We start from the raw sequence: 12,792 nt of genomic DNA, 5'->3' as shown, positions 1-12,792 counted from the left end.
ATGCGTGAAACATGTCATCTCGTAGGTCGGCACTCGCAGAGTCCGACATGAGTGGTTTCAGCACAGGCCCATGTCGGGGTCTTCGACCGCCGACCTACAACTTCTTTGTCCATTGAATACTGCACAGGGCCGAATCAATAGCTTGAAGCACTGCAAAGCAGCCCTTGGCAGAGCGATGATTCAGACCCAGTCAGGGCAGGGCATGGAACACCACATATTCAAAACCCACAGGTTTGGGAAAACGCCAGCCACTGCGGCTGACCTGAAAGTAAATCGGCTGCACCGGCATCTGGTGTTTTTCCAGCCACTGGCGGGCGTTCAGCTCACATGCGCCTGGTGGCGAATCGGCGCGGCGCTGTGCCGACAGGCCCAGGCTGCAAAAAATCAATCCGGGCTGTCGGCTCCAATCAGGCGTGTCATAAAAGCTGGCAGCCTTTGAACCCGGCAAGTCGGGGATGACGGTCAATGAGGCGTCTCCATACAAAGACAACAGCGCGCTTTCTGCCCAGTCGCCACCGACCCAGCTCAGGCGAGTGTCGGGGTGTCGTTGTGACCAATCGTTCAGGATGACCGTGGCCGTCGCTTCGCTTGGGCGGTAGTAGTTGACTTCAGAACGGGAGGCATGACTCCATGCCAACACGCATGAAAAAAACACCAGTCCCAACAAGCTGGGAACAAACCACCGGTCCAATTGGGACCAAGGTGATGGCGCTGGCGTGCTGTCTTCATGTTCAGACACAGGCATCCGAAGCTCAAAGTTGCGCAACCACAACAAAGGAAAGGCATAGCCAATGGGAATGGCCCATGCCGTCGACAGGTTCACGTAACCCGTGATGCCAAAGCCCAGGGACATGGCCCACGGAAAGACTGCCAACCAAAACAAGGTGTCATTCCAGGCGCGGGGCATCCAGCATTGCCATGCCCAGCGCGACACCGAGCCCAGCCATGAAGCGCCCGCTTGCGCCTTGCAAAGTGCCCGACCGCCTACAAAAACGGTCACCAACCAGGCTGGCAGCCAATACAAGATGGGCGACAGGGCAAAACCCGCGAGGCCCTGCTTGTAAATCTGAGCGCCGCCTTGCTCATCCATGTATTTCAGAGTGACCATGTCATGCGCCATGACCCATTGAGCATGGGGCCACATGGCCAGCACGAAGACCAGCAAGCTCAGATAAGGCCAAGGTGTTTTCAGCCAGGCACGACCCTCAGGATGAAACACACTGGCGATGAACAGGCCCAGCAAAAAAACGCCACTGTAATATTTGCTGAGAAAACAAGCCGCCGCCGCCAAGCCGAGCAAAGCGGCAAAAAGGACCTTGTGCCAACCCCATGCCTGCCAGGCTCGCAGCATGAAAACAGCGGTCCATGGCCACAGAGACAACAACTGGCTGTTGGCATTGAACTTGGACGCCAAGGTCGTATAGGGCAAGCTCCACAACAACAAAATCACCGCAGGCTTGGCCAGCTGGGGAAGTTTCAAGGCTTGTGCCAGGCGCACCACACCCCACAAAGAAACGGCCACGTTCACATAGGCCAAGAGCTTGTAAAAAAAGGACTGGTGAGGCATCACCTGGAACCAGGCCCCCACCACCCATGCAAAAAATGGTGGGTGCTTGTGCGTGCCCCATACCGCAATTTGCGACCACGCATAGTTTTCCAGCATGTCGTGGTGACGGTCCAGCGCAGGGTAGGCGATGTGTTGCATCACCGTCCAAGTCACGGTGGCCAGGACAATCAGAAATGGCCAACTGCCGAGCCATGGATGACCGGCGCCGACAGACGTCTCGCGCTTAACAAATGACCCGATTGGCGTAGGAATAGACATATCAAGAATCCAGAATCCTGAAATTTTAGGTGACGGGAAAATGTGGCCAAGTAAGGCAGTGCGGCCCCATTGAGCGGCGCTTTAGCGGTGAAAGCAGCCCCTCCGCCGCGATGCGCACTTGCAGACCACCCCCTATCGCCCGGGCGACGCAGGGCCTACAGGGGGGTTGTGCAAACATTTTGGGGCCTGATCAACAGGCATCCGCCTTCAACTCAAGTGCCTGCCAATGATCCCCGCCAATTCAAACATCGTGGCCTGGTCTTTGCCAAACACGGCTTGCAGCTTGCCGTCGGCTTTGATCGAGCGCTTGTCTGCCGGGTCCTGCAGGTTGTTGGCCTTGATGTAGTCCCAGATTTTCTTGACGACTTCGGTGCGCGCATAACTGCCGTCGCCAATCACAGCCATCAGGGCGGGGCTGGGCTTCAAGGTGCCGACTGCGGCCTTGCGCGGCGCTTTTGCTGCAGAGGGCTTGGCGGCTTTTTTGGCAGCGGGGGCTTTGGCGGTTTTGGCGGCCGTCTTGGTGGCCGCTGCTTTGCCAAAAGGCGTTTTCTTGGCGGCTGTCTTGCGTGGCGGGTATTTCTTGCCGCCTTCGCGGGGCTCAAATTCAAAGGTCACTTTGCCCTCTTCGGGATTCCAGGCCAGCATGGCCTTGAAGCTGCGGCGGGTGCGGTTGCTGACGAACTTGTCGAGCACATCCGTCTTCCCCGTGGCCAGCAGCTTGACCACCTGCTCGCGCTCCACCGGTTGCTGCAAGATGATCTTGCCGGTCTTGAAGTCGCAGCTGGGCGTGGGTTGCTCATTCGTCGGCACGGCTTTGCTGCACAGGTAGTTGCTGCCGTGCTCGTGCACCGGGCTGCCGCACTTGGGGCATCCGCCCAAGGCCTCGTCGCTGAACTCGACGATCTCGCCGCTCTCTTCATTTTTCTTGTCGTCACCAAAGTCAAACTCAAGCTTCCAGTTTTTCTCTTCTTCGTTGTACTTGAGCGCCATTTCGGCCACAAAGGGCCAACCGGCTTTGGAGCGGAAGCCGTCCAGCGGGCCAATCTTTTTGTCGCGCATGAACTGCTCGACTTCAGCCGGCTCGAAGGTGCGGCCCGCAGGCGACTTGCCAAACGAGAAGCCGCAGCCGTCGCTCGCGCCGTCGGCCCCGGTGCAGGTGTACCTGCGGTAGTTTTCCTTGACCACGCCACCGCAGTTGGGGCAGGGCGTGCTCACGGTGGCGTAGTCGCCGGGCACGCTGTCGCGGTCGTATTCTTTGGCTTTCTTGACGATGTGCTCGGTCATGGCCGCGATCTCGGCCATGAAGGTGGCGCGGCTGAGCTTGCCTTGCTCCATTTGCGCCAGCTTGTATTCCCATTCGCCTGTCAATTCAGGCTTGGAGAGTTCTTCGACCTGCAAGCCGCGCAACAGCGTCATCAGCTGGAAGGCCTTGGCCGTCGGGATCATCTCGCGGCCTTCGCGCAGCATGTACTTTTCGTTGATCAGGCCTTCGATGATGGCGGCGCGGGTGGCTGGCGTGCCCAGGCCTTTTTCCTGCATGGCCTCGCGCAGCTCGTCGTCGTCGACCATCTTGCCTGCGCCTTCCATGGCACCCAGCAGTGTGGCTTCTGAATAGCGGGCGGGCGGGCGGGTTTTCAGGCCCTTGGCCTCGACCGATTCGACGCCGACTTGCTCGCCCGGCTGCACGGGCACCAGGTTCTGGCCCTTGTCACCGTCTTTGGCGTCTTCGACTTCGGCTGCGGCTTCTTTGCCATAGATGGCGAGCCAGCCCGGTTTGACCAGCACCTTGCCCACGGTCTTGAAGCTGTGGCCAGCGGCCACGCTGATGCGGGTGGTGACCTGGTATTCGGCGCTGGGGAAGAACACCGCCATGAAGCGGCGCACCACCAAGTCGTACAGCTTTTGCTCGGCATCGGACAGGCCGCTGGGCGCTTGCAGCGTGGGGATGATGGCGAAGTGGTCCGAGACTTTTTTGTTGTCGAACACACGCGGGATCTTGCGCACGTAGTTGTTGTTCAGGGCCGTGAGCGCGTGCGGGGCCAGGTGGCGCATGCCGCTGTCGGCCAGCATCTCGAAGGTTTGCTTGGCCACGGGCACGTAGTCTTCGGGCAGGTGGCGCGAGTCGGTACGGGGGTAGGTCAGGGCCTTGTGGCGTTCGTACAGGCTTTGGGCCAGCGCCAGCGTGGTCTTGGCCGAGAAGCCGAACTTGCCATTGGCCTCGCGCTGCAGGCTGGTCAGGTCAAACAGGCCGGGACTCGCTTGCGTGGTGGGTGTGGCCTCTTCGGTGACCGTGGCTTTTTGTCCGCGCACTGCGTTAACGATGGCGTGTGCCTCGGCAGCCGTCCACTTGCGGTCGGCTTTCTTTTCGGCGTCTTCTTCTTTACGCCACTTGGGGTCAAACCACTTGCCCGGATACGTGCCCGCAGAGGCAGCGAACTCAGCGTGAATTTCCCAATAGTCGCGGCTGATGAACTTGCGGATTTGCTCTTCGCGCTCCACCACCACGGCCAGGGTGGGCGTTTGCACCCGGCCCACGGTGGTCAAGAAGAAGCCGCCATCGCGCGAATTGAACGCGGTCATGGCGCGGGTGCCGTTGATGCCCACCAGCCAGTCGGCTTCTGAGCGGCTGCGGGCAGCATCGGCCAGGCCCTTCATTTGCTGTTCGCTGCGCAGGCTGTTGAAGCCGTCGCGAATCGCTTGCGGCGTCATGGACTGCAACCACAGGCGCTTGACCGGCTTGTTGAGCGGTTTGGCACCACCTGCGTACTGCTCGATCAGGCGGAAGATCAATTCCCCTTCGCGACCCGCGTCGCAGGCGTTGATGAGGGCGCTCACGTCCTTGCGCTTGGCCTGCCTGACCACCGCAGACAGGCGACTTTTGGTCTTGTCCACAGGCTTCAAATCAAAGTGCGGCGGAATCACGGGCAGGTTGGCAAAGCTCCATTTGCCGCGTTTGACGTCGTATTGCTCAGGCGCCTGGATTTCCACCAGATGGCCCACCGCGCTGGTCACCACATAGGTGTCGCTCTCGAAGTGGTCCTCGTGCTTTTCGAACTTGCCCGCCACCGGTGTGAGGGCCCGAACAATGTCTTGGGCCACCGAAGGCTTTTCCGCAATGATCAAAGTTTTCATGTCTATACAATCCGTTGTCTCGCGTGTGCACGCGCGCTCGCACACATGCACGCCTGGGCGCGCTCACGCGCACGCCCACATGAATTCACCATAACAAATTTTTCAACGCCGTGGCCAAAACACCTGCTCCTCGCTCCGCCTCGCCATCTGGCAAACGCATCCAGGTTCGCCGCTCCGGCGTGCACGGCAAGGGCGTGTTTGCCTTGCAGGACCTGGCCGAAGGCGAGACCATCATTGAATATGTGGGCGAGGTCATCAGCTGGGACGAGGCGCAAGACCGCCACCCGCACGACCCCAATGACCCGAACCACACCTTCTACTTCCATGTGAACGAAGACCGGGTGATTGATGCGCTGCACGGCGGCAATTCCTCGCGCTGGATCAACCACAGCTGCGACGCCAACTGCGAAGCCGATGAAGAAAACGACCGCATCTTCATCAAGGCCCTGCGCAACATTGCAGCCGGTGAAGAGCTGAACTACGACTACGGCCTGATCATCGACGAGCCTTACACCCCCGAACTGCTGGCTGAGTACCCCTGCTGGTGCGGTGCCAAAAACTGCCGGGGGACGCTGCTCTCACCCAAAGAGCGTGAAGACACGCCCGAGATTCCCAGCCAGAAAAAGAAGAAGGCCAAGCCCAAAGCGGATGGCAAAGCCAAGTCCAAGGTCGACGCAACATCCAAGTCCAAAAGGGATGAAAAACCGAAGACCCAGGTGAATGCCAAACCGAAGACCGAGGCCAAAGCCCAGAAGAAGCTGGCAGACAAAGTCCCCAAAAAGCGCTGAGCGGTCAACCCGTTACTGCAATCCCGCATGTCGTCTTCTCGTCATTGACCCCTTTCGCCGTCATTGCGAGTCCTCACTACCGTCATTGCGAGCGAAGCGCGGCAATCCAGTTGCTGAGCTCATTCTGGAGCCAAAGCCTGAGCGTGCGCTTTTTCTGGATTGCCGCGTCGCAGGCTCCTCGCAATGACGTGACACCCTCACCAACGTCATTGCGAGCGAAGCGTGGCAATCCAGTTGCTTTGGTCGAGTGGGTGATACCGCCTTTTGTGGGCGTCGCTGCTCATTTTCCGCGTCGCAAGCTCCTCGCAACGACAGGAAACCCTCAGCACCGTCATGGCGAGCGAAGCGTGGCAATCCAGTTGCTGTGGTCGAGTTGGTGAAAAGCCTATTAAAAGCGTCGCTGCTGGTTTGCCGCGTCCCGCCCTCTTCCCCACCGATCACGCAGTATTGGATAAAAAACAGGGGCCGAAGCCCCTGATGTCTGAATGCCCCTGTGCGGGTGGCATGCCCCTTATGGGCGCTTCATGAGCGCATCGGCCATGGCCGCAAAAGCGGGCAAGGTGAATGGATCGTTGGCATTGCCTGAAGCGATGGGATGCGAGCCAAAACGTGCAATCACCATTTCAGCTTTGGGATCAATATAGAGCGACTGCCCGTGGATACCACGCGCCATGTAAGCGCCGTGGCTGTTGTGCGAAATCCACCACATGTTGCGGTACGACCAACCCTTCAACCACGGGTAGCCCGCTTGAGCGAACTGCTCGGGGCTGGCACCCTTGACGATATCGGCCACCACCGACTGCGGCACCACCTGTTGAGAACCCACGCGGCCTTTGTTGCGCATCATTTCGCCAAAACGGGCCATGTCACGCAAATTGGTGTTCAAACCACCCCCGGCAAATTCGGTGCCGATGGAGTCGACTGTGAAATAGGCATCGTGCTCCACGCCCAATTTGCTCCAGATGCGCTCCGAGAACATGTCACTCATGGACTTGCCTGTGACACGCGCAATCACCCAAGCCATCACGTCCGAATTGACAGTTTTGTAGGCAAAGGCCTTGCCGTGTTCACCCTCTTTTTGCACGGTGAGTAAAAACTCATAAAAAGTCTGAGGGCCTGTGTAATTGGCAGGCTTGGGCAACACGCCACCCGCACGCACATGGCTCCAAACCTGCGCGTTAGGGTCGGCATAATTTTCTGAATATTGAAGACCCGTGGTCATGTCCAGCAATTGACGAATCGTGGCATCTCCAAAGCCACCGTCTTTGAGTTCGGGCAAATATTTGCTCACGGGTGCTTTTTCGTCCAGCGTGCCGTCAGCCACCATGCTGGCGCCCAAAATGCCCACAAAAGACTTGGTCAGCGAGGCCACAGCGTGATGGCCGTTGGGCTTCAAAGCACCTGTGTATTTTTCATAGACCACTTGACCACGGTGCATCACCACAATGCCGTCCGCATAGGTTTTGGCATACATATCGCCAAAGCTGAAGGTCTCATCGCTGTCGAGCTTTTTGAACCGCACGGCCTCCAGTTCAGGGCGCAAAGCCGACTTCAGGGGGATCGCTGGCATCGCGCCCCGCTCGACTGGGCGCGTGGGCACCAGTTGGCGGTAATTGGAAAAAGTCCAACGCGTTTGCGGGAACCTGAAATAGCTCCCATCGGCGAAACGAATCACCCGATTGGGCGGTGGCGGTGACCCCACCATCCATCCCATGGTCACGGGATCACTGGCCTGCGCATCCAGAAATGCGGGGGGTGCATTGCCTGACTGAGCCACAGCATGAGCAGACACCATGGTCAAAGCCACGAACAAAACGCCAATTTTCATCTCTGTTTTCCTTCATTACTTTCAATGGATTTTGAAATGTATGTGGAATGAATGCTTTATTGGCAAGGGTAAACCCGTTGTCTTTGTCTTCTTTGTTACTCGTATCAAGGGGGAAATTCTGCTTCACCACTCATCTGAGAGGCCATGTTGAACATCACGACAGCCCCCATTCGAAAAAGATCATCGCCATGCAGCAGTCATATCCGACAATCACACCCTTCAGTGGATGTACTGGCCACAAACCCCAAGGTTTCGAAGCCCTGCCGATCATTGCGGGATCAGGACGCCGACAGGGCAAAGAACTGCCTCGCGCCATTCTGGCGTTAAAGTCTTGTTTGATCACCCATTTCTGGAGGGTCCCGCTTGGCGAACAATGCCTCAACCTATGAATCCTGCGATGACGCCACCTGATCTCCACACCCCCTGGCCTGCCGAAGCCATTTGGGAGCAGGTTTTCCCGCTTCTGCCCGATTTCACGGTCGAAATCCTGCCGGAAATCGATTCCACCAACAGCGAACTCATGCGCCGCGCCCGAGCCGGTCAGCACGAACCCACCCTGCTCGTGGCCGAACGGCAGAGCGCAGGCCGGGGCCGCATGGGCCGCGTCTGGCAAAGCCAGGCGGGTGATTCGCTCACGTTTTCGCTGAGCCTGCCCATGTCCCCCCAAGACTGGTCGGGGCTGAGTCTGGCGGTGGGACTGAGCCTGGCCGAAAGCCTGCACGCCGAGGTGGGCCTCAAATGGCCCAATGACCTGTGGTTCCAATCCCGCAAATTGGGGGGCATTCTGGTGGAAGCAGCCAGCATGGGTGGGCGCAGCCAAGTGGTCATCGGCGTGGGGCTGAACATCCGCCCCAGGCCCGCTGAAGGCCTGAGCACTGCGCCTGCCGCCTTGACGGAATTGTTGCCCCAACTCACCGCACCAGCCTGCCTGTCGCAGGTGGTGCCGCCCTTGATCCGGGCGATGCTGGACTTTGAACACACAGGTTTTGCCCCCTTGCTGTCACGCTTTGAAGTGCGTGATGTGCTCAAAGGCCAGCGCGTTCACACCAGCGATGGCCAGCAAGGGCTGTGCCTGGGCCTCACCCCTGGGGGTGCGCTACGATTGCAAACCGATTTGGGCGTGCAGGAGATCCACAGCGCCGAAGTCAGCGTGCGACCCTTGCCCAAGGACACCTCTTCATGATGCGTTGGTTGTTTGGATTTTTGCTGCTGTGCAACGCCGTGGCGCTGGCCTGGCAGCGGGACGTCTTCGACCGCTGGGGCTGGGGCCCCAATGTGAAACGTGAACCCGAGCGCTTGCAACAACAGATTCGCCCTGAGGCCGTGACCCTCACATTGCCGCCACGCCCGGCCGCCAGCGAGTCCGCCGCTGCACCTTCACCGGCCCCTGGTCTCGATGCATCCACTCCTTCGCCCGCCGAGGCGTCCCAAGATGCGGGCTCAGTGCCAGCGTCTCCAGCCGCATCGCAAGCACTCACCACATCGGCAGCCACACCGACTGCCGCCCCTTCATCTACGCCATCCACCCCGGCCGCTGTGCGCTCTGATGCCAAAGCTGTCCGATAACCCCCTTTTGGAGACCTCTGCATGAGCCTGAAACTGTATTTCGCCCCTGGCGCCTGTTCGTTTGTACCGCATGTGCTGCTGGAAATGAGCGGCACCGCCTTTGAACCCAACATGGTCAAGCTGCACAAAGGCGAGCAAAACAACGACGACTACAAAGCCATCAACCCACGCGGTCAGGTGCCTGTGCTGGTGAACAAGGGTCAGGTGGTGACGCAGATTGTGGCCATCGTGCTGCACCTGGACCAGATTTTTCCGGATGCGCATTTCCTGCCCACCGAGCCCATCGCCCGTGCGCAGGCCCTCTCGACCCTGGCCTGGATGAACAACACGGTGCATCCCACCTTCACCCACATCTTCATGCCGCAAAAATTCTCGGACCAGCCCGATGTGCAGGCAGCGCTGAAAACCTACAACACGCAAGTGTTTCACGGCATGCTGGGCGAGCTGCAGTCGCTGGTCCTAGCTGCTGCGGCCCAAGGCCGAACCTGGCTGACCGGTGAACACTTCAGCCCCTTGGACGCCTACAGCCTGACGCTCACGCGCTGGGGCACTCTTGCAGGCATTGCGCCCGAGGTGCACCCCGAGCTGTGGGCCTTTGTGCAGAAGGTGGCGGCCGTGCCCGCTGTGTCCCGCGTCATGGCGCGTGAACGCCTGCAGCTGAACATGAGCCCTGCCGCCTGAGGCAGCCACGTCGGACTCTGCGAGTGCCGACCTACCACGAGGCACGCTGTATTCCCTCGGCGGCTTACGCCCCTACAGGTTTGCGCCGACCGAGTAGGCCCGCGTAGGCTTATTGATTCGGCCCTGTGAAGTTTTCAATGCGCAAAGCTGTTGTCGGTGGTCGAAGACCCAGACATGGATCGGCGCCGAAGCGGGCAGTGTCGGACTCTGCGAGTGCCGACCTACGAGGGCTGTGTATTCGTAGGTCGGTGGTCGAAGACTCCGACATGTGGCCTGTGCAGAAACCAGCCATGTCGGACTATGCGAGTACCGACCTACGAGATGACATCGCTCACACATTTCAAACTTCAGCGTGCCGGATCAATAGGCGGGCGGACGATAGAAATTGACAGGCAGTCCTGGCACATCCAAACGGGTCGAAAAAATGCAACCCGCCAAGGGGTAGCGGGCCAATTCTGCGTCGCTGCGCCCTTGCCGCGAGGAGGTGATGAACAGGGTTCGCAAATCCGGGCCGCCAAAGCAGGGCATGGTCGGGCAGGGCACGGGGGTGTCGATTTCGTCCAGGACTTCGCCCTGAGGCGACAGTCGCACCAAGCGCTGGCCTTCGTATTGGGCTGACCAATAGGCACCTTCGGCATCCACAGCGGCACCATCCGGGCGGCCCCCGTAAACCGACGGGTCGCGCTGACCCCAAACCCAGGCTGCAGGCTTGCTGGCAAATTGGTGGAACACCCGCTCGTTCGTCACAGCGCCGCTGCTCGCGTCAAAGTCCCAGGCCCGCACGCGGTGCGCGGCGGTGTCTGCCCAGTACAGGGTGCGGGCGTCCGGTGACCAGGCCAGGCCGTTGGCGGTGGTGGCACCGTGCGCCATGACCTGCACATCGTGCCCTTGCAGGGCATACAAAACACCGAGGGCCTGGTCACGCGGCTCGTACATGCTGCCCGCCCAAAATCGGCCTTGCGGGTCACATTTGCCGTCGTTGAAGCGCAAACGGCCCGTGTCGTAGGGCGCAGCTGCCAGTGCTTGCAAAGGGCCGCCCCATTCGCGGGCCAGGTAAATGCCATCGCGCAGGGCCATCACCAGACCGCCGCCTTGCACCGGCGCGATGCAGCCGGGCTCCTGAGCCAGGGGCCAGTATTCCACCGGACCTTTGGCCTGAGCACCTTCAACCAAGACCCGTGCCAAGCGGCACCCGGGGATGTCCACCCAATACAGGCGCTGCTCATGCGGGTGCCAAAAAGGGGATTCGCTCAGGCCGTCGGGCTCGCGGGTCAAGGCTTGCCAGGGAGAAGAAATGGACAGGGTCATGGTGTGCTCAGGGCTGGTCTTGCAGGGGCTGCTCATTGTGCCCCTGCCTGCCTTGCCTTTGGGCACCATGCGCCGGGCTGTAACCCAAAAGAACTTCACGACCTGACCGGGCTTTCTTATGGATCAGACACGCTGATTTCGCAAATGTTTGCGCCTGTTGCTTCGGCTCTGTGAGGTATTCAATGCACAAAGATGATTCAGGTCGGCCATCGAAGACCCCGACATGGGCCTGTGCCGAAACCCATCATGTCCGACTCGGCGAGTACCGACCTGCGAGATGACATGTTGCACACATGTCAAACTTCACAGGGCCGAATCAATAAAACTTCACAGGGCCGGATCAATATTCAAAAATTCATCAAGTTTCACTACAAACTATCCACCACCAACAAATCATCACCACCTATTCCTCTTCAGGGCGGGGCCGCGTTTTGTCTATTGGCTTCCAAAGCCTTTCCGAGTTTATTCAGTTCAAAGAAGCTTTGGCGTCACGCTTAAATGGCTAGACTCTTACCGATCCATTGACCTTTAATCTGGCCCTACTCAATGGCATCAACATGTGCGCTGGCCGCCAATTACTGACCACCGCCCGCATCCTTGTATGGGTCGCAAAAGCCCAAACGCCCCATCGCCAGCAAGGCTGGCTCCTACGGGGCGCGTGCGGCCAGGCACATGACAGAGGCGCCGATCATCCATGAAAAAAGCCCGCAGAGCGCAAGCGCTGCGGGCTTTTTGAGAAGACGGGTGACAAGCGTCACCCGACATTCAAGGTATCAACCGTGGTAGGCCGACTCGCCGTGCGAAGAAATGTCCAGACCTTCGCGCTCTTCTTCTTCCGTGACGCGCAGGCCGATGGTCAGGTCAACGATCTTGTAGGCGGCGACCGACACCACACCCGACCAGACGATGGTCAGCAGCACGGCTTTGGCCTGGGTCCACACTTGTGCAGCGATGGAGTAGGCGTCAGCGGTCACCATGCTCACCGTCACCCAGTCGCCCACGGCGCTGGGGCCGCCCAAGGATGGGGAGTTGAACACACCCGTCAGCAAGGCCCCCACGATGCCGCCCACACCGTGCACGCCGAACACGTCCAGCGAGTTAGCATGTCGCCCCCCCAGCCGCATGCCCCCAGAAAAGCGTGAAAAGCGATCCGGGGGACACAGGGATTACCTCATTAATTGTCCGCCGGCCGCAGGTTCAGTGGGCCTTGTCAAGCCCATCGGGCTGGCAGCAACAAATTGAAAGATTCAGATTAGCCTCGCGACTTCTTGGACTTCCTGAAATCGACACAAAGATCAATAATATATGATTTAATTACAATGGTAAAATTATCACTTTTCAGCAACATTCATCAATTTTCCAAGACCGCATCTGACAACCCCATCTGAATCCTTACAATCAAATGACAAATAATAAAAATACCTATTTATTATTAAATATTGATACAAACCAGCGATTTGGCTGGGTATTCGTGACGACATACAGCGTTTATCCATGCCTGCATAGACAAGCTGAGCAATGCACATGTTCGTCAAGAAATAACTTCGATCAAGTCCGCGACTCTTCACATTGCCACAAATTTTTCCAACATCGGTTTGGACAAACATTTGGCTTGTGTGCTGAGTACAGACTGATGCCCACACCACACAAACACTGTCAGTCAG

8 protein-coding genes and 1 pseudogene are annotated in these 12,792 nt (G+C 58.7%); 4 read left to right on the top strand and 5 right to left on the bottom strand.

All coding sequences use genetic code 11. The annotated features are described in order from the left end of the window. Nucleotides 1-190: 190 nt before the first annotated feature. Nucleotides 191-1,705, bottom strand: a complete 1,515-nt coding sequence (locus H663_RS21190) for a glycosyltransferase family 39 protein (RefSeq protein WP_053173203.1) — start codon at nt 1,703-1,705, stop codon at nt 191-193. A gap of 327 nt (nt 1,706-2,032) precedes the next feature. Then, on the bottom strand, nt 2,033-4,957 hold the full coding sequence (locus H663_RS21185) for a DNA topoisomerase III (protein WP_053173201.1): 2,925 nt from the start codon (nt 4,955-4,957) through the stop codon (nt 2,033-2,035). Between the two features lie 110 nt (nt 4,958-5,067). On the opposite strand from H663_RS21185, the gene H663_RS21180 reads away from it, so the two are divergent. After that, nucleotides 5,068-5,745: an SET domain-containing protein gene (locus H663_RS21180; protein ID WP_053173199.1), complete on the top strand. Its 678-nt coding sequence runs from the start codon at nt 5,068-5,070 to the stop codon at nt 5,743-5,745. Between the two features lie 511 nt (nt 5,746-6,256). On the opposite strand, the gene H663_RS21175 is transcribed toward H663_RS21180, so the two are convergent. Next, nucleotides 6,257-7,573, bottom strand: a complete 1,317-nt coding sequence (locus H663_RS21175) for a serine hydrolase domain-containing protein (protein WP_053173197.1) — start codon at nt 7,571-7,573, stop codon at nt 6,257-6,259. Nucleotides 7,574-7,970: 397 nt separating this feature from the next. On the opposite strand from H663_RS21175, the gene H663_RS21170 reads away from it, so the two are divergent. Genes H663_RS21170 through H663_RS21160 form a run of 3 tightly spaced genes read left to right on the top strand, consistent with a single transcriptional unit; the run spans nt 7,971 to nt 9,820 of the window. Further along, complete coding sequence (locus H663_RS21170; protein ID WP_053173195.1) at nt 7,971-8,756, top strand: biotin--[acetyl-CoA-carboxylase] ligase; 786 nt, start codon at nt 7,971-7,973, stop codon at nt 8,754-8,756. Further along, complete coding sequence (locus H663_RS21165) at nt 8,753-9,139, top strand: hypothetical protein (RefSeq protein ID WP_133239932.1); 387 nt, start codon at nt 8,753-8,755, stop codon at nt 9,137-9,139. Before H663_RS21170 ends, H663_RS21165 begins: the two co-directional genes overlap by 4 nt. 21 nt (nt 9,140-9,160) lie before the next feature. Next, nucleotides 9,161-9,820 carry a glutathione S-transferase family protein gene (locus H663_RS21160; RefSeq protein ID WP_053173192.1) on the top strand — a complete coding sequence of 220 codons (660 nt, stop codon included), beginning with the start codon at nt 9,161-9,163 and terminating at the stop codon, nt 9,818-9,820. Nucleotides 9,821-10,180: 360 nt separating this feature from the next. Here H663_RS21160 and H663_RS21155 read toward each other — a convergent pair whose 3' ends face one another. Further along, nucleotides 10,181-11,128 carry an SMP-30/gluconolactonase/LRE family protein gene (locus H663_RS21155; RefSeq protein WP_053173628.1) on the bottom strand — a complete coding sequence of 316 codons (948 nt, stop codon included), beginning with the start codon at nt 11,126-11,128 and terminating at the stop codon, nt 10,181-10,183. 773 nt (nt 11,129-11,901) lie between these two features. Then, nucleotides 11,902-12,228 (bottom strand): annotated as a pseudogene (locus tag H663_RS21150) (ammonium transporter); the annotation flags it as partial. Between the last annotated feature and the right edge of the window lie 564 nt (nt 12,229-12,792).

This window comes from Limnohabitans planktonicus II-D5 (assembly GCF_001270065.2).
GTDB classification, from domain to species: Bacteria; Pseudomonadota; Gammaproteobacteria; order Burkholderiales; family Burkholderiaceae_C; genus Limnohabitans_A; species Limnohabitans_A planktonicus.
The sequence above is the reverse complement of the archived record's forward strand: the minus strand, read 5'-3'. Positions and strand labels throughout refer to the sequence as shown.

Coding starts and splice junctions, on each gene's coding strand:
- H663_RS21185 (WP_053173201.1), bottom strand. CDS start 4,957: ATGAAAACTTTGATCATTGCGGAAAAGCCTTCGGTGGCCCAAGACATT.
- H663_RS21170 (WP_053173195.1), top strand. CDS start 7,971: ATGACGCCACCTGATCTCCACACCCCCTGGCCTGCCGAAGCCATTTGG.
- H663_RS21165 (WP_133239932.1), top strand. CDS start 8,753: ATGATGCGTTGGTTGTTTGGATTTTTGCTGCTGTGCAACGCCGTGGCG.
- H663_RS21155 (WP_053173628.1), bottom strand. CDS start 11,128: ATGACCCTGTCCATTTCTTCTCCCTGGCAAGCCTTGACCCGCGAGCCC.
- H663_RS21175 (WP_053173197.1), bottom strand. CDS start 7,573: ATGAAAATTGGCGTTTTGTTCGTGGCTTTGACCATGGTGTCTGCTCAT.
- H663_RS21190 (WP_053173203.1), bottom strand. CDS start 1,705: ATGCAACACATCGCCTACCCTGCGCTGGACCGTCACCACGACATGCTG.
- H663_RS21160 (WP_053173192.1), top strand. CDS start 9,161: ATGAGCCTGAAACTGTATTTCGCCCCTGGCGCCTGTTCGTTTGTACCG.